Source organism: Paenarthrobacter sp. RAF54_2 (genome assembly GCF_052113945.1).
Lineage (GTDB): Bacteria > Actinomycetota > Actinomycetes > Actinomycetales > Micrococcaceae > Arthrobacter.
This window is the reverse complement of record NZ_JBFRDV010000015.1, coordinates 191,027-210,381: the sequence shown is the minus strand read 5'-3', so window position 1 is coordinate 210,381 and position 19,355 is coordinate 191,027. Positions and strand designations below refer to the sequence as shown.

At 63.3% G+C, this 19,355-nt stretch carries 16 protein-coding genes; 7 read left to right on the top strand and 9 right to left on the bottom strand.

Annotation, left to right across the window (positions count from 1 at the left end; all coding sequences use genetic code 11):
• From AB4Y87_RS16825 to AB4Y87_RS16815, 3 genes are all read right to left on the bottom strand, one after another.
• The coding region (locus AB4Y87_RS16825) for a DUF222 domain-containing protein (RefSeq protein WP_442005445.1) at nucleotides 1–1,475 on the bottom strand (1,475 nt) is incomplete at its 3' end.
• 142 nt (nucleotides 1,476–1,617) lie between these two features.
• Nucleotides 1,618–2,022, bottom strand: a complete 405-nt coding sequence (locus AB4Y87_RS16820; protein ID WP_442005444.1) for a (R)-mandelonitrile lyase — start codon at nucleotides 2,020–2,022, stop codon at nucleotides 1,618–1,620.
• A gap of 22 nt (nucleotides 2,023–2,044) precedes the next feature.
• Complete coding sequence (locus AB4Y87_RS16815; RefSeq protein ID WP_442005443.1) at nucleotides 2,045–2,953, bottom strand: helix-turn-helix transcriptional regulator; 909 nt, start codon at nucleotides 2,951–2,953, stop codon at nucleotides 2,045–2,047.
• 130 nt (nucleotides 2,954–3,083) lie between these two features.
• Between AB4Y87_RS16815 and AB4Y87_RS16810 the strand changes: the two genes are divergently transcribed.
• The gene (locus tag AB4Y87_RS16810; protein WP_442005442.1) at nucleotides 3,084–4,127 is read left to right on the top strand and encodes an NAD(P)-dependent alcohol dehydrogenase; all 1,044 of its coding nucleotides are present in this window, start codon (nucleotides 3,084–3,086) and stop codon (nucleotides 4,125–4,127) included.
• Between the two features lie 83 nt (nucleotides 4,128–4,210).
• On the top strand, nucleotides 4,211–6,952 hold the full coding sequence (locus AB4Y87_RS16805) for an ATP-dependent RNA helicase (RefSeq protein WP_442005453.1): 2,742 nt from the start codon (nucleotides 4,211–4,213) through the stop codon (nucleotides 6,950–6,952).
• A 36-nt stretch (nucleotides 6,953–6,988) separates the two neighbouring features.
• On the opposite strand, the gene AB4Y87_RS16800 is transcribed toward AB4Y87_RS16805, so the two are convergent.
• Entirely contained in the window at nucleotides 6,989–8,647 is a 1,659-nt protein-coding gene (locus AB4Y87_RS16800; protein WP_442005441.1) for an amidohydrolase, read from the bottom strand.
• Nucleotides 8,637–10,094 carry an APC family permease gene (locus AB4Y87_RS16795; protein WP_442005440.1) on the bottom strand — a complete coding sequence of 486 codons (1,458 nt, stop codon included), beginning with the start codon at nucleotides 10,092–10,094 and terminating at the stop codon, nucleotides 8,637–8,639. The genes AB4Y87_RS16800 and AB4Y87_RS16795 overlap by 11 nt, the downstream gene beginning before the upstream one ends.
• 154 nt (nucleotides 10,095–10,248) lie before the next feature.
• Between AB4Y87_RS16795 and AB4Y87_RS16790 the strand changes: the two genes are divergently transcribed.
• The 3 genes from AB4Y87_RS16790 (at nucleotide 10,249) to AB4Y87_RS16780 (ending at nucleotide 13,849) form a co-directional block, all read left to right on the top strand.
• Nucleotides 10,249–10,866 (top strand): TetR/AcrR family transcriptional regulator C-terminal domain-containing protein, encoded by a 618-nt coding sequence (locus AB4Y87_RS16790; RefSeq protein WP_442005439.1) that lies wholly within the window; start codon nucleotides 10,249–10,251, stop codon nucleotides 10,864–10,866.
• On the top strand, nucleotides 10,863–11,621 hold the full coding sequence (locus tag AB4Y87_RS16785) for a M50 family metallopeptidase (protein WP_442005438.1): 759 nt from the start codon (nucleotides 10,863–10,865) through the stop codon (nucleotides 11,619–11,621). The genes AB4Y87_RS16790 and AB4Y87_RS16785 overlap by 4 nt, the downstream gene beginning before the upstream one ends.
• Nucleotides 11,622–11,764: 143 nt before the next feature.
• Nucleotides 11,765–13,849 carry an elongation factor G-like protein EF-G2 gene (locus AB4Y87_RS16780; protein WP_442005437.1) on the top strand — a complete coding sequence of 695 codons (2,085 nt, stop codon included), beginning with the start codon at nucleotides 11,765–11,767 and terminating at the stop codon, nucleotides 13,847–13,849.
• Between the two features lie 4 nt (nucleotides 13,850–13,853).
• On the opposite strand, the gene AB4Y87_RS16775 is transcribed toward AB4Y87_RS16780, so the two are convergent.
• Nucleotides 13,854–14,519 carry an alpha/beta hydrolase family protein gene (locus tag AB4Y87_RS16775; protein WP_442005436.1) on the bottom strand — a complete coding sequence of 222 codons (666 nt, stop codon included), beginning with the start codon at nucleotides 14,517–14,519 and terminating at the stop codon, nucleotides 13,854–13,856.
• Nucleotides 14,520–14,632: 113 nt separating this feature from the next.
• On the opposite strand from AB4Y87_RS16775, the gene ligD reads away from it, so the two are divergent.
• Together ligD and AB4Y87_RS16765 are read left to right on the top strand one after the other, a co-directional pair.
• Nucleotides 14,633–15,658 (top strand): non-homologous end-joining DNA ligase, encoded by a 1,026-nt coding sequence (ligD, locus tag AB4Y87_RS16770; protein ID WP_442005435.1) that lies wholly within the window; start codon nucleotides 14,633–14,635, stop codon nucleotides 15,656–15,658.
• 14 nt (nucleotides 15,659–15,672) lie between these two features.
• The gene (locus tag AB4Y87_RS16765) at nucleotides 15,673–16,812 is read left to right on the top strand and encodes a serine hydrolase domain-containing protein (RefSeq protein ID WP_442005434.1); all 1,140 of its coding nucleotides are present in this window, start codon (nucleotides 15,673–15,675) and stop codon (nucleotides 16,810–16,812) included.
• 24 nt (nucleotides 16,813–16,836) lie between these two features.
• Here AB4Y87_RS16765 and AB4Y87_RS16760 read toward each other — a convergent pair whose 3' ends face one another.
• The 3 genes from AB4Y87_RS16760 to AB4Y87_RS16750 form a co-directional block, all read right to left on the bottom strand.
• Nucleotides 16,837–17,457, bottom strand: a complete 621-nt coding sequence (locus AB4Y87_RS16760) for an L-threonylcarbamoyladenylate synthase (RefSeq protein ID WP_216925826.1) — start codon at nucleotides 17,455–17,457, stop codon at nucleotides 16,837–16,839.
• A gap of 20 nt (nucleotides 17,458–17,477) precedes the next feature.
• Nucleotides 17,478–18,293: an ABC transporter permease gene (locus tag AB4Y87_RS16755; RefSeq protein ID WP_442005452.1), complete on the bottom strand. Its 816-nt coding sequence runs from the start codon at nucleotides 18,291–18,293 to the stop codon at nucleotides 17,478–17,480.
• Nucleotides 18,294–18,369: 76 nt separating this feature from the next.
• Complete coding sequence (locus AB4Y87_RS16750; protein ID WP_442005433.1) at nucleotides 18,370–19,344, bottom strand: ABC transporter ATP-binding protein; 975 nt, start codon at nucleotides 19,342–19,344, stop codon at nucleotides 18,370–18,372.
• Nucleotides 19,345–19,355: the final 11 nt, after the last annotated feature.

Here is a 19,355-nt window from a genome sequence, read left to right as displayed (position 1 = left end):
CAGTAGGTGATGTGGTGGGCTTCGCACCAGGGGGCGGGCATGGTGCAGTCGGGGAAGGCGCAGCCGCCGTCGCGGGCGGTGATGGCTTTGCGGATGTGGGGTGGGAAGATCCGGGTGGTGCGGCCGATGTCCAGGACGCGGGAGTCGGTTCCGAGCAGGACGGGGAGGATGTCGGCGTCGCAGGCGATTTTGCGGATGGTGTTGGGGTGCATCGGGCCCACGAACGTTGCTGTGCCGGTGCTGAGTCGTTGGTGGTCGGTGGATCGTTCGAAGAGGTCGCGTTCGTCGATGGTGAGGGTGACTTGGGGGCGGAGTCCGCCGTTGGCTGGCAGTTTCCCGGTGGTCATGGCGACGGCGCAGGCTCCGACGAGTCCGTCGAGGAGTTTCATGGGGCGGGAACGCCGGTCCAGATCCGGTCCGGTGGGATTACTATCCGTGGTGAGTCGGGGGTTGGTGGCGACGTTCATGGCGGTGGTGAGGGTTTCGTATTGTTCGGCGGTGGCGAAGATTTCGATGTGGTGGAGCCCGTGGCGGCGTCGGCGGCGGAAGAACGCGCCTTGGAGTTGGCGGAGGATTTCTTCGCTGGGTTCGGGACCGTCTTGGTCGATCGAATCGACCCAGCGTTTGGCCATTTTGGTGACGAAGTCCGGGTCGGTTTCCACTGCTGTTGCGGTGAGGGCGTGTTCCATCCGGGTGAGGGTGTCGTCGTCGGTGAGGAGGCGTACTTTGTCCAGGGCGGCGCTGATGATTCTCGCGGACCGGGTGGGTATCTGTGTGGTTTCGAGGGCCTGGGCGAGGATTTCGCGGCGGGCCGGGATGTGTTGCCCGGCGATTCCGGTCCGGGGGAGGACCTCGGCGGCCAGGGCGAGCCGGCGGTTGGCTTCGCTTTTGCTGATCCGCAGGCTGGCGCGGAGGAATTCCGCGGCGTTCCGGTAGCCGTCATCCGCCACCGCAGCAGCGTCCGCCGAAGCAACCGGGTTTGGTCCTGCGGCCGGGGCCGCGGGGTGTGTGGTTCCGGGGTCGGTCCAGCCTGTCTGCCATCCCGCGCCCGCCGCGGAGGAGGGCCGCGACTGCTGGGCTTGAGTGCGGGTCCGCTCCACGGCGTGCGCCGCGACAACCTGCAGGTACTCCACGGTCCGGGCAATCTCCTCCACCCGCCCGGCGAACCCCGCGGCCTCGGTGAACCCGAATACCAGGGCACCGGTTACGGTGAAGGAACGCAGGGATTCCAACGCCTCAACGCTGTCAGCCAGCGCCCCCTCAAGTCCCAGCGCACCCGTAATTCCCTGGGAAACGCTGCGCCCAGGGGAACCGTCAAGTAACAGGGAAACAGGGCGGACCTCAGGGTCCACTTCATCAGGGTCAGAGAAGGGCCCTGGTTCAATGCCGCGAAGCAGCCAAATGCCCCTGGGGTTGTCCGAATTGGTGACTACCGCCGTCGGGCTTTCACGGCCGGCTTGGCCGTGGGCAGACATGGTGTGGCTTGCTCGGGAAACTCCTCGGGGGCGCAACGCGGCGCCAGACATCACTGCCCGACGCGCCAACATCTCCCCAATACTTCCCATGAATAAACCCTCTCATTGGGGTCTGACATTTTAGGAAGCCCGCTAAAAGCCCTCAGCCCGGATAGCCATACTCCGCATCTGTCACTAGCTCGCCCCACGTAGTTTCGGAACCGTCGGTGGCTCCGGTGGTTTCCCACATGGCAAGGTGGCTCATGAAATGCTCCGGAGCAGCACCGTGCCAGTGCCATTCGCCCGGCGGGGTGTAGATGGTGTCACCCTGACGGATCACCTTAACCTCGCCTCCGCGTGCCTGAACCAGGCCTACACCGTCCGTCACATGGAGGGTCTGTCCAACCGCGTGGGTGTGCCACGCCGTTCTAGCGCACGGAGCGAAGCGGACGATGTTCACCCGCAGTCGGGAGGGCTCGTCTCCCTTGGCGATGACGTCGAAGTAGACGTCGCCGGTGAAGAGCTCTGACGGTCCCTTGGTGCTGGTGGTTTTGGGGGTAATGTCCATGGTTCCTTTTGTCGTTCCAGAATTAGTTGCGGTTCGTCTTGCGAAGGTCGTGGCCGAATTCAGACGTGCAGGGTTCAGGCGCGAGGGTGGTTGCAGCCCAACTCGCCAGTAACTGCAGGGCATCCTCGGTTCCGGTGCCAGGCTCAGCGTTGTAGATGGTCATGGTCAGGCCGTCGTCGGCGGAGAGCTCAAACGCCTCGTAGAGCATGTGCAGGTCCCCGACGATTGGATGCCTGAACTGCTTCTTCCCGGTGTAATGCTGCCGGACGTTGTGCGCCGCCCATCGAACACGGAATTCTTCGCTGCGGGTGGACAGCTCACCTACGAGGTCGGTGAGTCCACGGTCGTAGGGGTTACGCCCGGCCTCGGTCCGCATGATGGCCACGGTGTCGTTCGCAGCCCGTTCCCAATCGGTGTAGAAGTCATGGCTGCGGGGATCGAGGAAGAGGAAACGGGCAAGGTTGGGCGGCCCGGAAGGGGAGTCGTAGCTGTCCGAGTACAGTGCCCTGCCCAAAGCGTTGGTAGCGAGGATATCGAGCCGGCCATTGCGGACGAAGGCCGGCGCATGCGTGATCGCGTCCAAGGTGAGTTGGACACCCTGACGGATGGACTGCTTCCGAACCGGACGACGCCGCAACCGACCGCCGTCGTTGGCCGCACGGGCGAGGTCAAAGAGGTGTGCCCGTTCGGCGTCGTCCAGTTGCAGGGCGTTGGCCAGTGCTTCGAGGACGCTCTCCGAGACGCCTGAGAGATTCCCCCGCTCCAAACGGGTGTAGTACTCAACACTGACGCCTGCAAGCATGGCAACTTCGCCGCGGCGGAGCCCAAGGACGCGCCGATTGCCGCCATAGGCGGCCAGCCCAGCTTGCTCGGGGGTGATCTTCGCTCTTCGGGTAGAGAGGAAATCGCGCGTCTCGGTCCTGTTGTCCATGGTTCCAACGGTATGGCTTTTGGCCCTCCAAGGGAGTCCCTGTCATTACCCCTAACAGCAGTAACTCCTTGCATTTTGGAAAAGAGGGTTAGATGGAAGCATCCACTAATCTTCATCACGCAGGAGAAACATGCCTTCCGCTAACGCTTATGCTTCACCTTCGGCCACGGGCGACCTCACCCTGACCACCATCGAACGTCGCGAAGTTGGACCTCACGACGTCCACATTGACATCAAATTCGCCGGTATCTGCCACTCGGATATCCACACTGTCCGGGGCGATTGGGGTCCCCAGCAGTACCCGCTCGTCCCCGGCCACGAGATTGCCGGCATCGTTACCGAAGTCGGTCCGGAGGTCACCAAGCACAAAGTGGGCGACCGCGTAGGTGTTGGCTGCATGGTCAACTCATGTAAAGAGTGCAGGAACTGCCTGGCGGGCGAGGAACAGTATTGCCTCAACGGCAACGTGGGCACTTACGGCGCGGTTGACCGTGATGGCACCATTACCCAGGGCGGATACTCCAGCAACGTCGTCGTGAACGAGGACTTTGTCGTCACCATCCCTGAAGCGCTGGACCTCGACGTCGCCGCACCGCTTCTGTGCGCAGGCATCACCACCTTCTCCCCGCTGCATCACTGGGAGGCCGGTCCTGGCAAGAAGGTCGCGATCGTGGGCTTGGGCGGCCTGGGCCACATGGGCGTCAAGATTGCCCACGCCATGGGTGCCGAGGTGACGGTCCTCTCGCAGTCCCTGAAGAAGATGGAAGACGGCCTGAAGCTGGGCGCAGACCACTACTACGCCACCAGTGATCCGGCCACGTTTGAGCAGCTGGCAGGGACGTTTGACCTCATCATCAACACGGTCAGCGCCTCCATCGACATCAGCGCCTACCTGCAACTGCTGAGCCTTGACGGCACGCTGGTGAACGTTGGTGCACCCGCCGAGCCGTTGCCCGTGAATGCTTTCGCGCTCATTGGTGGGCGCCGCAGGTTCGCCGGCTCCATGATTGGCGGAATCCGCGAAACGCAGGAGATGCTGGACTTCTGTGCCGAGCACGGGCTCGGTGCTGAGATCGAGGTCATCCCTGCCAGCAAGATCAATGAAGCCTATGAGCGCGTGCTCGCTTCCGATGTGCGTTATCGCTTCGTGATTGACACGTCCACCATTGGCTAGCACACCGATCCAAGAGCAATAACGTTGAAGGGGCCACGCCTCCTCGCAGCCGTCAGGTTCACCGAGGAGGCGTGGCCTTTTTAGTGCTGGCAAGCAGGGACAATGGTGTGGTGACTTTCAGACTGGACACCATCGGCGCAGGACTGGTTTTCGCTGATTCGTTGGGAAGGCTCGCCACCGCTTTGGAGAGCCAGGGCGACGGCGGAACGGTGGTCGTCCAGGCACCGCCCGGGACGGGAAAGACCACCCTGGTTCCTCCACTGCTGGCCAATCTCGTGGGGGAGAGGCACCCCGGCCAGCCGCGCGTCGTCGTCACCCAACCGCGCAGGGTGGCCGCGCGTTCAGCGGCCCGCCGTCTTGCCTCACTCGACGGCAGCCGTCTGGGCGGTCGGGTGGGTTATACAGTCCGCGGCGAAAGCATCGCTGGTTCGGACACTGTGGTGGAGTTCGTCACTCCCGGCATTCTCCTGCGGCGCCTCCTGGCTGATCCCGGACTCGAGGGAACGCAAGCGGTGATCCTGGATGAGGTCCACGAGCGTGGACTCGAAACCGACCTGCTCGTGGGCATGCTCGCGGAAGTCCAGGAACTCCGTGGCGACCTCACACTGGTGGCCATGTCGGCGACCGTTGACGCCACGCGTTTCGCCGCCCTGCTGGGGCGAAGCGGGACGGGGCGAAGCGGGGCGGGGCGAACCGGGGCGGGGCGAACCGGCTTGGGGGAGGCCGACGACGGCACGCCGGCTCCCGTCGTCGACTGTCCTTCCGTGCTCCATGCCCTGGAGGTCGACTGGATTCCTGCCTCAGGTCCGCGCCTGGACGAGCGCGGCGTTGCCTACAGCTTCCTCAATCATGTTGCCGCAACAACGGTGGCCGCGCATGAGCAGGCCCTCATACATGACCCCGACGTTGACGCGCTGGTCTTCCTCCCGGGCGTGCGTGAAGTGTCCGACGTCGCCAGCCGGCTCCGCGGGCTGGTCCGGGCCGACGTCGAGGTACTTGAGCTGCACGGCCAGATCGGTGCGGACGCCCAGGATCGGGCAGTTTCAGGCAGGGAACCCGGCGACCCTCCTCGAATTATTGTGTCAACGGCGTTGGCCGAGTCCTCACTTACAGTGCCAGGCGTCCGGCTCGTCATTGATTCCGGCCTGTCACGTGAACCGCGTCGTGACTCGGGCAGGGGCATGTCCGGGCTGGTCACAGTGTCCTGCTCAAAGGCATCGGCCGAGCAGCGGGCCGGCCGCGCAGCACGCCAGGGACCAGGCAGGGTGGTTCGGTGCTACGACCAGCAGGCCTTCGCCGCCGCGCCAGCGCATCAAACCCCTGAGATTTCGGTGGCCGACCTCACCAGTGCTGCTTTGGTGCTCGCCTGCTGGGGAGCACCCGGGGGCCGTGGGCTTGCACTGCCCGACGCACCACCTCGTGCGGCAATGGATGACGCCGTCGAGGTCCTTCGGGAACTCGGTGCGGTGACCGCGGAAGGAACTGTCACGGACGTGGGCAGGACGCTCGCGAAGATCCCTGCAGACCCCCGGCTCGCCCGGGCGCTGCTGGACGGTTCAGCGATGGTTGGCCGTCGCCTTGCCGCTGAAACAGTGGCACTGGTAGCCGGTGATCAACGCGCACCGGGTGCCGACCTCACAAAACTCTTGGCGGCAGTTCGTTCCGGATCAGACCCGGCAGCCCGACGATTCGCCGAAGACGTCAAGCGGATGGAATCGATCGCGCGCCAGGAAACTTTGGGCATCGCCAATCAACAAAGCATTGATGAACGACAGGCACTGGACATTTCAGCGCGGGAGGCTCCGGGGTTCGTCGTCGCGTTGGCCTTCCCGGACCGTATTGCCAGGCGGGTTCCCGGCCAAGGGGCACCAACGTATCTGCTGACCTCGGGCACAAGAGCTGGTCTGCCTGCGGGTAGCTCGTTGGCCGGGCATGACTGGTTGGCCGTGGCGGAGGTTTCCCGCGCCCAAGGCAGGGATGCGGCGGGAACGGGAGCCGTGATCCGATCGGCGGCGCCCTTGTCCGCAGAGCTGGCGGCCGCCGCGGCGCCGGAGCTCCTGATCGAGGAGGTAACAGCACGTTTCGCCCAAGGGCGGGTGACCGCCAGGCTTGAGCGGAAGTTGGGAGCCCTTGTGCTGTCCTCGACGCCCGTGCGCCCCAGCGTAGAGCAGGGCCGTGAGGCTGTTGCGGTTGCACTGGAAAAGGCAGGACTCTCGATGATCGGGTGGTCCGCTGCGGCGGATGCGCTGCGCCGGCGTCTGGCTCTGTTACACCGGGAGCTGGGCGATCCGTGGCCCGATGTCAGCGAATCCGCGTTGTTGGCAAGGTTGGATGACTGGCTTGCCCCGGAGCTCGAATCCATGTCCACCGGCACCCCGGCCACCGCCATTGACCTCAGCGATCCACTTCGGCGCCTGCTCCCGTGGCCCGAGGCTTCCAACTTGGACAGCCTGGTGCCCGAGCGTCTTCAGGTACCCAGTGGCTCGAGGGTGCGAATCGAGTACCCGGAGGTCTCTGAGGGCTTTGACGGCTCCGATCGAAAGGATACGGAGCACGACGGCGGCAGCCCGGTTGTGGCGGTCAAGCTGCAGGAATGTTTCGGCTGGGACAGCACGCCTCGCCTTGTTGGCGGAAAGGTGCCGGTGCTTTTCCACCTTTTGTCTCCCGCAGGCAGGCCGTTGGCGGTGACAGGTGATCTCGCATCGTTCTGGTCCGGGCCCTACGCCCAGGTTCGGGCAGAGATGCGTGGGCGCTACCCCAGGCATCCCTGGCCCGAAGATCCGTGGACGGCACTAGCCACGGCCAAAACCAAGAACCGGATGTAGCCCGCCCGGTCACAAGGGCTGGGCGGATCACAACGTTTAGGCGAGCCTTTCCAGCATGAACTGGATCTCGCCGTCCACGAACGTGCCCAGCACGCTGCTGGAGGCAAACTCATCTGGGGCGGCGGTCAGTGGATCGCGCTCGAACGCGGTGAAGTCGGCGCGTTTACCCACCGTGATCGAGCCCGAAACGTCCCACAGTCCCGCAGCGCGTGCGGCGTGCGAGGTGTAGCCCTCAAGCGCCTGGAGTGCGGTGAGTGCCTGGGAAGGTGCGATTGGTTCCTGTTCCGGATGTCCGGAACGGCGCCGCAACTGCGCGTCTGCAATGATCGGCAACGGTTCGTACGGAGCGATCGGCCAGTCGGAGCCGATACCCACGGTAACTCCAGCCTCGCGGAGGTCCCTGCAACGCCATGCGCGGTCGGCACGGACCTTGCCAAGCCTGGTGGACCAGTTGTCACTGTGGTCCGCCACGGAATAGTGCGTGCAGTGCGTGGGCTGCATGCTCGCCACCACTTCGGCGTGCTGGAAGCGTTCCACCAGCTGATCGGGCACCGTCTCGATGTGTTCAATCCTGTGAACCGTCTGGCGGAGCACGTCCGAGGGCACAACACCGCGGAGCGACTCCAAGGCGTCCAGCACATGTTCCACGCCGGCATCGCCAATGGCGTGGGTCGCCGTCGGGATGCCGCGGGAGGCAAAGTAGCGAACCGCTGCTGTGTATTCTTCCGGCCGTGGCCAGAATGGCGCCGTGGATTGGCCGTACAGGTCCGGCTCGTAAAGCCACGCGGTCCCGTTGTCCACGGTTCCGTCAACGAACAGTTTGATGGCCTCGACAGACCAGCGGCGTCCGCCGGTGCCTATGGTGTGGGCAAGTCCCTTCCACTCAGGCTCGCCAGTGCCCGGCATGCACCATGGCGCACTCCGCAGCCGCAGGGGCAGCTCGCCGTCGGCTTCCAAAGCCTGAAAAAGGGCGGCCGACTCCTCGTCGTGGTCCATGACGTGCCCGCCGGTCAGGCCGGACCGGGCGAAGTCCCGGAGCAAGTTGCCCAGGCGGGTCTTCCGTTCCTCAAACGATTCCTTGGGAATGTGACGCTGCACCAGTTCAATGGCCGCCGCTTCCAGGAGCATCCCGGTGGGGACGCCGTCGGCATCGCAGACCACCTCGGCGCTCTGGTCAAATTCAACACGCCCATGGATCCCAGCCAGTTCCATGGCCCGGCTGTTCGCCAACGCCGAATGGCCGTCGAACAACCGGATCATGGCCGGCCGGTCTCCGGAGACTTCGTCGATCACACTCCGGTGCAGGGGTACTGGGCCAAACGCGTTCGGATTCAGGCCCCAGGCACGCAACCAGCCGCCGTCGTTTAGTGATGCGGAGGTCACTGATTCTGCCTGCAGCAGCGCCCGTACTTCAGCCAAAGTGGATGCGCCGGACAGATCGCAGCCAATGGTCAGGTCCAGGCCAAACACGGGGTGGATATGGCAATCCACCAGGCCTGGCGTGAGTGTGGCACTGCCAAGATCCACTATTTGCGTGCCCGGCTGACGCCACTGCTGCGCGTCCTCCCGGGATCCGACGGCGGCGATCAAACCGTCACTGACGGCGACGGCCTGAATAGCCGGCCGGGCGCTGTTAGCCAGGCTGTCATCGAGGGTGTGGATTGTGTCAGCAAGCACGATGAGGTCAGGAGTCATGGGTTTCGAAGCTTCCAATCCGGGCAAAGATGGCGGGGCGGGCGGTGCGCAATCTGCGGGCGATCAGCAGGCCGGCCAGGAAAACAAGGGGCGTCACCAGCATGAGAACGGTGTTGGTGAGGGCATCGGCGAACGTCAGGAGTTCGATGTTGATGGCGATCAACGCAACCACACCAAACAGCAGGATGGCTGACGCAATGCTCAAGGGAATGAGTAGCCTGTTGGTCACGGCGTCAGGGTTGCGCCGCAGGTAGATGAAAGCTGCCACGGAAACCAGTCCCTGCAAGGCGACAATGCCGAAGATGCCGGGAGTGTTGACCCAGATCAGCAGCTGTTTGTAGGGATCGGCGCCGGCGATGGCGCAAATGATGATGACGACGGCGGCGAGGGCTGTCTGGATTTGCCCGGCGCGGTGCGGGGACTTGTACTTCGGGTGGGTCCTGCCGAGGAATGCGGGAAGGACGCCGTCTTTGGCGAGCATGTAAACGTAGCGATTGATGGCATTGTGGAACGCGAGCTGGGAGGCATACACGCTGGTCACGATCAGTACGTACATGACAACTTCTGCCCAAGGACCCACGTAATGGTTGATCGTGGCGAAGAACATGCCGTCCGCCAATTCACCGGCAGCAGCCATCACGTCGCCATCTCCATAGGCCTGGATGACTGTCCACACGATGAAGGCGTAGAACACGGACATGAAGCCGACGGCAATGTAGGTTGCCCGCGGCACGGACTTGTCAGGGTTGCGGGCCTCACGGCGGTACAGCACCGTGGACTCAAAGCCCATGAACGCGGCGAAGCAGATGGCCAGGATGGCCAGGACGCCAGGGGTAAAGGCGTGCTCGGGGGAGAATGAGGCAACGCTGATGCCTTGCGCGCCGCCGTTGGCCAGAATTCCAGCACCCATGACGGCAAGAATGGCGGTCTCGGCAATGAGCAGTACGCCCAGGACCTTGGCCCCAACATCAATGCCCCGATAGCCAAGGAACCAGACGGCGGCCACGGCTGCCAGCGCTACCGCCGGCCATGGGACGTCCAAGCCGAAGAGTGTCCGGAGCATGGCCTGGGTCTGGACTGCAAAGAGTCCATAAACGCCGATCTGCAGGCAGTTATAAGAAACGATGGCGAGAATGGCGGATGCCAGTCCCACCGTTTTTCCCATGGCGAGCGTGATGTAGGTGTAGAAGCCGCCGGCTGCTTTGACGTGCTTGGTCATGGCCATGAAAGCCACAGCGAAGATCAAGAGAACGGCGCCGGCGATGACGTAGCCCATGGGGGCGCCAATGCCCCCGATGCCAATGGCCACCGGTGCCACGCCGGCCATTACGGTCAAGGGGGCTGCTGCGGAGATCACCAGGAAGGCGATACCGCCGGTGCCGATGGCGTTCTTCTTGAGCCCGTTTCCAGCATCCGCTGCTGGAGGGCGGGTTTCGATTTCAGACATGGTGTCCTCGGAGGTCTAATGCGGGGAGATTTGGGGGAGGAGCCGATCGATAAGCGAAAGGCTTTCGTTTATCGTAAGGCCTTGTGATTGGGGGCACAATACCTTTGCCCAAACTTCTGGCTAGAGTCGTAACAACACTTTGATTGGAGACCCAATGCCACGCCCGCTGGTTCCGCTGATATCCATCGACGCTCTCGTCACCGCCGCCTTGGAGCTGGTAGACGAGGCCGGCGACTTCAGCCTGCCCAAACTGGCCAAGAGGATCGGCGTCAGCCAATCGTCTATCTACAATCACGTCAGCGGACGGGAAGAAATACTGGAGCTCATGCGCGGGCGGATCATCGCCGAGAGCCCCTACACCCTCCATGAAGGGCAGGACTGGGAGGAGGCCCTCAGAGTTATTGTCCGCAGCTACCGTGACGCGTTCGCCCGGCATCCCCGTCTGGCCCCGCTGCTGGTGTTGCAAACGGTGCAGGACGATCAAGTGCTCGCTCTCTACGAGAACCTGGCCGTCGCCCTGGAAAAGGCCGGTTTCCAGGGACAGGATGTGGTCTCGGCGATCTCCACCATTGACAGTTTTGCCTTGGGATTTGCGTTGGACCTGGCAGCTCCCGACGTCGTGTGGGCACCTCCGGTTCACGGCTACCCGACCCTTACCCAGGCGTTGACGCACGCCGGTCCGCCGGACCAGCGTGGTGAAGCGGCCTTCGATTTCGGTTTGGAGATCCTGGTAGCGGGACTCCGTTCACGCCTCAAATCCTCGGTGCTGTGAACGGTCCTGTGAACCCTGCTGTGAACTTGCTGCAAACCTGGTGGGCGGCCGTAGTCCGTGGCTTCACCGACGTCCAGACTACTGCCGTGCCTCTGCCGGCGTTGTTGGCGATTCTCGCTGGAGCAACCATTCTGAGCATCCCACGAGCCACGTGGCGATGGTTTGGTCTCTACGTGACATTCGTCCATGAGCTTGGCCACGCCTATGCCGCCCTCATGACGGGGCGATTTGTCCACAGTCTTCGTATCGGACTGGATCATTCGGGTCGCCTCGTCAGCAGCGGCCGGAGCCCTTTCGGCGCGGTCTGGTCAGGGTTCTGGGGTTATCCCGCCCCGGCAGTCGTGGGACTTGCCTTAATTGCTGCGTTCGCCGCGGGCCGATCAGGAGCCGCGATGTCAGTGGGTGCCCTCATCCTGCTGGTCTCCCTGATTTTCCTGCGCAACCTGACAGGGATCCTCGTGGCGGTGGTCAGCGCAGCTATCGCCCAGCTTTTGCTCCTCTTCGGATCGCCCACCATCGTCAACTACATTGTGCTGGCCCTGGGGATCGCCCTGTCAGTGGGTGCCGTGCGGGACCTCTTCAAGCTCGCCGGCGTCCATACACGGCGCCGGGACCGGCTAGCAGCGTCAGACGCCTACATCCTTGGCCGAACCACGGGTGTCCCGTCGTTCCTGTGGCTGACAGGATTCTCCGTGGTCATCACAGGAAGCACAGTCACCTCAGCATGGTTGTTATGGGGGATGGTCACGGCCTAGAACCCCTTGGCCACTTCGCGCTGGCTCTTCGTCCGCGGCTGGGTCTTGCCCTGTGGTCGCCTCAGGGTGTCCAATCCTCTTACACGTTCGAACCTTTCGGCGCGTTCGAACTCCGAGCTTGGATACGACACCAGGAGGTGCTCATGTCCGCGAAGGGCACACGGGAGACGGCCAAGGCGGCCGGACCCGGCACACCCGAGTCCCGGCGAAGCGAGAACGGTACGGCCCTGGCGGCAAGTGACCCTGCCAAGATACGCAACGTGGCACTCGTAGGGCATTCAGGTGCAGGGAAGTCGATGCTCGTTGAGGCGCTGTTGGCTGCCACCGGTGCCATCACCCGGATGGGTTCCATCACTGAGGGAACAACTGTCAGCGATTCAGACCCTTCAGCCATCCATCAGCAGAGGTCCGTCACCATGTCCGTGGCCCCGATCCTGGTGGGCGAGGTCAAAGTGAACCTGATCGACACTCCGGGGTACACGGATTTCACGGGGGAATTACGAGCAGGGTTGAGGGCCGCCGATGCGGCCCTCTTTGTCGTCTCCGCCGTGGACGGCATCGACGGCGCCACCATCGCCTTGTGGGGTGAATGCGAGAAGATCCGCATGCCGCGGGCTGTAGTAGTCAGCCGCCTGGACCACCCCCGCGCGGACTTCAGCGCCGCCGTCGTGCGTTGCCAGGAAGCCTTCGGCGAGTCTGTCCTTCCGCTCTATCTGCCCTCTGGCGGAGGGTTGGCAGGCGTGCTCCATGGGAGCAGCGATGATCCGATCGTGGAGGAAGCCCGCGGTCCCTTGATTGAAGGGATTATTGCTGAAAGCGAAGACGAAACCCTCATGGACCGCTATCTGGGCGGTGAAGAGTTGCCCCTGGAAGACCTCATCAAGGACCTGGAAACCGCCGTGGCCAGGGGCTCCTTCTTCCCCGTGATGGCTACCTCGGCGGAAACGGGTTTGGGGCTTCCCGAGCTCATGGCACTGATGATTGATGCCTTGCCGTCGCCGTTGGAGCGCACCGCGCCCCCGGTGATGAAACTCGATGGATCCTCTCTGAAGCCACTGGAGTGCGACCCGGCAGGACGCCTCGCTGCCGAGGTGGTGCGGACGACGGTGGACCCGTTCCTGGGCCGCGTCTGCCTGGTCCGTGTTTTTTCCGGCACCCTCCGTGAAGATTCAGCCATCCACATCGGTGGCAGGGGACTGGCGGACAGGGGCCACGAGGACCACGACAGCGATGAACGAGTCACGCATCTGTACTCGCCCGTCGGATCGAGCCTGAAGGCTGTTTCGGAGTGCATCGCGGGTGACATTTGCGCCATCAGCAAGCTGGCGAACGCGGAGACCGGGGACACTGTCTCGGACAAGGACGCCCCACTGCTGATCGAAACGTGGAATATGCCTGAGCCGCTGATGCCCATCGCGATTGAAGGAGTGTCCCGTAGCGACGAGGACGCGCTGGCCAAGAGCATCGGGAAGGTAGTCGCGGCCGATCCGACGCTTCGGGTGGAACGCAACCAGGACACGCACCAGTTGATTCTGTGGTGCATGGGTGAAGCGCATGCCGAGGTGATACTGGACAGGCTCCGCAGCCAAGGCGTCAAGCTTCAGACGGTGGAGGTAATCACGCCGCTGCGGGAAACCTTCGCCAGCAAGGCCGCAGGGCACGGCCGACACGTCAAGCAATCCGGCGGACACGGACAGTTCGCCATCTGCGACATAGAAGTTGAGCCATTGGCGCGTGGGGAAGGGTTTGAATTCGCCGACAAGACGGTGGGCGGCGTTATTCCCGGTACATTCGTCAGTTCCGTGGAGAAGGGCGTGCGCTCCCAGATGCTCAAGGGCGTTTCCGCTGGGTTCCCCGTGGTGGATATCAAGGTCACCTTGGTGGGCGGAAAAACGCACAGCGTGGATTCCTCAGACGCAGCCTTCCAGGCAGCCGGTGCCTTGGCGCTTCGCGAAGCCGCGTCAACGGCCAGGATCCAGCTTCTGGAACCCGTGTCCGCCGTGGTGGTCAGCGTCCCGGACGAACACGTGGGGGCGGTGATGAGTGATTTGTCGGGCCGGAGGGGACGGGTGACCGGAACTACGGCAGCCAACGGCGAAGGTACTGAGATCACCGCAGAAGTCCCTGACCAGGAGCTTCTGCGCTACGCCGTTGAACTTCGGGCGCTCACGGCGGGTACGGGGCGCTTCCGGCGATCGTATCTGCGCCACGAACCCGTGCCGAAGTAGTTCCTCAACTGTTGTCCCTCATGAACCGAGCCGCCGCGGGTGCAAGCGAGGCACCTATCTCGGCGGCACTGCGCTTGAGGCCCTTGACCACAAACGAATGGTCGGCATTTTCGCTCCACTGGAGAGTCGCCGTCGGGCCTATCCTGGCCACTACCGACTCCAGAAGTTCCGGCGTCGCAAAGGTATCGCGAGTGCCTTGGAGGAAGAGCATGGGCACCGTTATCCCATAGAGGTGTTCATCGCGGAGCTTCTCCGGTTTGCCCGGTGCGTGGAGGGGATAACCGAGGTATACCAGGCCAGCCGCGGGCATTTCCTCGGCCACGGCCATGGATGCCATCCGACCCCCAAAGGATTTTCCGCCGGCCCACAACGGTTCATCGCCTGCGAGATCCGCGGCCTTTTCCATGACGGCCCGCCACGTGGCAATCGCTGCGGGCGGACGATCAGGGAAACGTCGCCCGGCTTCCCGGTACGGAAAATTGAAGCGCAGCGTACTGACGCCTTCCTCCGCCATCGCTTCGGCAAATCCCTGCAGGAAGGGGTGTTCCTTGCCTGCTCCGGCGCCGTGGGCAACTACGAGGGTCGCGAACGACTTCTCCGGACGGACGTGGATTGCCGATACCTTGGTGTCTCCCACGGCAACAGTCAGGGCGGTTTCAGTGTTTGGCATGTATCCATCATGGTGCAGTTTGGCCTTGGCGCTGCCAAGCGCTACTTCACACCTTTCGAAAAAAGGAACGCAGGATGCTGACGGGAACGCCCTTGACGGGGTAGCTTGTGGCCATGGCGAGCGAATCAGCAACAGTCTCCGTGCCCGGCCCCGAGGGCTCCCGCGAAGTCCGGATTTCAAGTCCAAGCCGCGTCATGTGGCCCGAGGCCGGGCTGACAAAACTGGACCTGGCCAACTACCTGGTGGATGTGGGCGATGCTTTTGTGGCGGCCAACGGCAACCGGCCCGTCAGTCTCCAGCGGTACTCCGGCAACATCGAGGGGGAGATGTTCTTCTCCAAGAACCCGCCCAAGGGTGCGCCGGAGTATGTCCGCTCGGTCATGGTGACGTATCCGAGCGCCCGTACCCATCCGCAGTTGGTGATCGACGAACCCGCGGCCGCGGTGTGGGCAGCGCAAATGAACACGGTCGTTTTCCACCCGTGGGCTTCCCGTGCCAACGATCCTGACAATCCCGACCAGCTGCGAATCGATCTCGATCCCCAGCCTGGAACCGACTTTGGCGACGCCATACCGGCTGCGCAGGAACTCCGGGCCTTGTTGGACGAAGCCGGGCTGACGGCCTTCATCAAGACCTCGGGCAACCGGGGACTGCATGTGTACGCCCCCATCCATCCCAAGCATGAGTTCCTGGAAGTGCGCCACGCGGTGATCGCTGCGGGCCGGGAGTTGGAGCGACGGATGCCGGAGAAGGTCACCACGGCATGGTGGAAAGAAGAACGCGGGACCAGGATCTTCGTGGACTTCAACCAGGCCAACCGGGACCGGACGATTGCCGGTGCATACAGCCCGCGTGCCGTGCCAAATGCACAGGTATCGTGCCCGTTGGCGTGGGAAGAGCTGGAGAATGCCGATCCGGCCAAGTACACCATCACCACAGTTCCGGATCGGCTGAAGAAGACAGGCGACCCATGGGCCACCATGCATGACAAGCCCGGAGACCTCGACGTCCTTCTGCAATGGTGGGAACGCGACGTCAAGAACGGCCAGGGCGAAATGCCGTTCCCGCCGGAATTTCCCAAGATGCCGGGCGAGCCCATGCGGGTACAGCCGAGCCGGGCGCGGAAGCAGGAGGAGTAACCGCAGGAGCAAGCATGCCTCCAGGTTCACGCAGGGGAATTGTGACCGCAGCGCTTGTGTGCGGACTGTTCCTCGCTGGCTGCACGGGCGAACCGCAGCCCAACCCGCTTCCGCCGGCACCAATGACAAGCTCGACGGCGGTCCCTTCCACGGCGCCCACGCCGCCATCCGGGGGGGCACAGTCCACGACGGCATCACCCTTACCACCAACAACACCGGCCTTTGCCGAGCTGCAGGCAACATTGGAACTCTTCAGCCGCGAGATGCTCCAGAACGGTGCCCCCGCGGTGCTGATGGAAGCCAGGGCCGGCCAACAAGTGTGGAGGCACGCGGCGGGTGTCAGGAGCCTTCACGGAGGTGCTCCTGTGCAGGCGGACGATCCGATCCGGGTGGGCGGGCTTACACGGACCATGGTGGCAGTTTCCGTGTTGAAGCTGGTCGAAGAAGGCCGGCTGGTACTTGAGGATTCGATCGCCAAATACCTGCCGGGGATCGAAGTCCTCCTGCCGGCAGAGCCGGAGTCTGTGACAGTCCGGCAATTGCTGGGCCACACGGCAGGGACTCCCTATGCCAGCGGACTTTCGGATTATGCAGTCCTCGGCTTTTTGGTGGAGCGGCTCCGGGGCGCTCCACTGGGCGCGGTCCTGCGGACGGAAATCCTGGATCCCTTGAATCTGCACTCAACCATGCTGTTGGACGAGGGCCCCCTTTCAAACACCCTGGTCCATGGTTATGCAGTGGTGGGGGGTGAAACAGTGGACGTCACGCGTACCGTCCAGCAAGGCGGCCCGGCTTCCGACGGCTTGATCGCCAGCGTTACGGACATCAATGCTTTCTACGCAGCGTTGCTCAAGGGGCGGCTGCTGTTACCGGAGAGCCTGGTGGAGGTGAAGGGTTCGGTTTTCGCCGATTACGGATTGGGCCTGGACCACTGGAAGGACACGTGCACCAACGGCTTCTATTACGGCCACTCAGGTGACATACCTGGCTATGGCACCATCTCCATCAGCAGTGCTGATGGGAACCGTCAGCTCACCATTTCCTTGGCCTACCCGCCGTCGCCCCTGTCTACGCAACCTTCGGCCATCGCTTTGGAACTGACAGGACTCGCCCAGGTCGCTTTGAACGCGAGTTGCCGTTTCCAGTTCCGCTGATCGCGGTTCGCCCCCGCTGGGACCCTATTCGAACCGTGAAGGATCGCCCGTTCCGCGCCGAACTACTTCTGCCGTGCCGCTGGAGAAATCGATCACCGTGGTGGGCTCCGAACCTGTATCGCCGGAATCGATCACGGCGTCCACTTCGTTGTCCAGCCGCTCCTTGATTTCCCAGCCCTGAGTGAGGGGCTCTTCCTGGTCGGGCAGCAGGAGCGTGCTGGAAAGCAAGGGTTCACCGAGCTCCGCCAAGAGCGCCTGAACCACTTTGTGATCCGGGATGCGTACTCCCACTGTCTTCTTTTTCGGGTGGAGCAGGCGCTTGGGAACCTCGCGCGTGGCCGGAAGGATGAAGGTGTAGCTGCCTGGGGTGACGGCCTTGATGCTGCGGAAGACATCGTTATCGATCATCACGAACTGCCCCATTTGGGCGAAATCCTTGCAGACCAGGGTGAAGTGGTGTTTATCGTCCAACTGCCGGATAGTCCGGATACGATCCAAGGCTTCCCTGTTGCCGATCTGGGCACCCAGTGCGTAGCAGGAGTCGGTGGGGTAGGCGATCAGCCCGCCGCTTTGGAGCATATTAACCACTTGGCCGATGGCGCGTGGTTGGGGATCTTCAGGGTGCACGTCAAAGAATCTGGCCATGCAGAGAGCCTACGTCAAAGCTAGGACAGGATGTCTTTGGTGGAGAACTTCCCGTAGGCCAGCGCGCCACAGACGGCAATGTAGCCCGCTTGGAGCAGCGCGTTTTCACCGAACGACGTCCAGGCGATCGGTTGCCGCAGGAGGTCGGCGAAGCCCAGCCAGTGGTGGCTGAACAGCCAGGGATGCAGCCAATCGAGTTGTGGCAGGTTATCCAGTACCTGCGATACCACCGAGAGGACGATGGTCGCCGCCATCGCCCCTACGGGGACATCCGTGAAGGTCGAGATGAGCAGCCCGATCGCAGACAATCCCAGGAGCGAGACCGTGATGTAGGCAGCAATCAGCAAGGATCGCAATACAGACTCGCCTACCCCGATCGTGTCCCCTGAAAGTAGCGTCACGGGACCGATAGGGAAGAACACGACGCCGGCCAGGGCACCTGCCACTGCGACGGTGGCCGTTGCGGCACAGCAGAAAGCGACGGCACCGGCGTACTTGATCAAGAGCAGGCGGATACGCCCCGCCGGTGCCAGGAGCAGATAGCGCAACGTTCCAAGGTTGGCCTCTCCGGCGATGGTGTCTCCTGCCACCACTCCGATGGTGAGGGGGAGGAACAGCGGGACACAAACCACCAGGGCTGTCACGGCAACAAAGAGGCCATTCTGGGTGATGCGATCCAAGAATAATGGCCCGCGACCGGGTGTCGCTGGCCGGGACGAGAGCTTGACGGCAAGGGCAATCAGGATCGGAACGGCGGCGAGGGCCACCAGCATTGCCCAGGTCCGGAGGCGACGGAACAGCACGGATAGCTCCGAGCCAACCAGCGCCCACCCCATCCCGGGATGGACAGCATTGTCATTGGAAGTAGCAGTCGTACCAGTAGTAGGAGTCGCTCCAGCCCTTCCAGCAGTTTCAGCCGACAACGTCGAACCCCTCTCCGGTCAAGGACACGAAGCGCTCCTCCAGGCTTGCGTTCTCCACAGTGAAGCCCCTGACCCTGACGCCATCGGCCACCAACGCGGCAACGATCTCTTCAGGCTCAACGCCGTCCAGCCCGTTTCCCAGGACCACCTCGCGGCCAGGCGCTTCGCCGGGCACCAGACCCAGGCGGGCCAGGACCCGGGCAGCACGTTCGACGTCGGGCGTTCGCACCAGGACGTGCGCTTGCCCGGCAGAGCGCAGTTCATCCAGGGGTCCTTGGGCTACCAGCCGTCCGGCACTCATCACGCCCACATGGGTGCACATCTGTTCCACCTCGGCCAGGAGGTGGCTGGAAACGAAGACTGTGGTCCCGCCGGCGGCAAGGGAATGTACCAGGTTGCGCACCTCCCGGGTGCCTTGGGGGTCCAGCCCGTTGGTTGGTTCGTCGAGCACCAGCAGTTCCCGGGGCCGTAGCATGGCGTTGGCCAGCCCGAGGCGCTGTTTCATGCCCAGTGAGTAGGCACGTACCTTCTTCCCCGCGGCGTGGCTCAGGCCAACGCGGTCCAACGCCTCGTCCACGCGCTGGCGTCGGGTGGAAGAGGATGCATGGCGATCAGCGGAGTCCAACCGCAGCAGATTGGCCGCTCCGGAAAGAAATGGGTAGAAGCCCGGCCCCTCCACCAGCGCGCCGACCTCGGGCAACACCGAGGCCAATTGCTGCGGCATCTCCCTGCCTAGAACCCGTATTTCACCGCTGTTCGCTGAAGCGAGCCCCAGCAAGACCCGGATGGTGGTGGTCTTTCCCGAACCGTTGGGCCCCAGGAAACCGAACACCGCACCACGGGGGACCGCAAGGTCAATGCCATCCACCGCGGAACGGTGCCCAAAGCGCTTCACGAGGACATGGGTTTCTATGGCAAGGTCAATCGGTTGGGAGCCGGGTGCAGTTTCACGGACCTCCGTCACAGGGTGCCGAT

Coding starts and splice junctions, on each gene's coding strand:
- AB4Y87_RS16820 (WP_442005444.1), bottom strand. CDS start 2,022: ATGGACATTACCCCCAAAACCACCAGCACCAAGGGACCGTCAGAGCTC.
- AB4Y87_RS16815 (WP_442005443.1), bottom strand. CDS start 2,953: ATGGACAACAGGACCGAGACGCGCGATTTCCTCTCTACCCGAAGAGCG.
- AB4Y87_RS16810 (WP_442005442.1), top strand. CDS start 3,084: ATGCCTTCCGCTAACGCTTATGCTTCACCTTCGGCCACGGGCGACCTC.
- AB4Y87_RS16800 (WP_442005441.1), bottom strand. CDS start 8,647: ATGACTCCTGACCTCATCGTGCTTGCTGACACAATCCACACCCTCGAT.
- AB4Y87_RS16795 (WP_442005440.1), bottom strand. CDS start 10,094: ATGTCTGAAATCGAAACCCGCCCTCCAGCAGCGGATGCTGGAAACGGG.
- AB4Y87_RS16790 (WP_442005439.1), top strand. CDS start 10,249: ATGCCACGCCCGCTGGTTCCGCTGATATCCATCGACGCTCTCGTCACC.
- AB4Y87_RS16780 (WP_442005437.1), top strand. CDS start 11,765: ATGTCCGCGAAGGGCACACGGGAGACGGCCAAGGCGGCCGGACCCGGC.
- AB4Y87_RS16775 (WP_442005436.1), bottom strand. CDS start 14,519: ATGCCAAACACTGAAACCGCCCTGACTGTTGCCGTGGGAGACACCAAG.
- ligD (WP_442005435.1), top strand. CDS start 14,633: ATGGCGAGCGAATCAGCAACAGTCTCCGTGCCCGGCCCCGAGGGCTCC.
- AB4Y87_RS16765 (WP_442005434.1), top strand. CDS start 15,673: ATGCCTCCAGGTTCACGCAGGGGAATTGTGACCGCAGCGCTTGTGTGC.
- AB4Y87_RS16760 (WP_216925826.1), bottom strand. CDS start 17,457: ATGGCCAGATTCTTTGACGTGCACCCTGAAGATCCCCAACCACGCGCC.
- AB4Y87_RS16755 (WP_442005452.1), bottom strand. CDS start 18,293: ATGGGGTGGGCGCTGGTTGGCTCGGAGCTATCCGTGCTGTTCCGTCGC.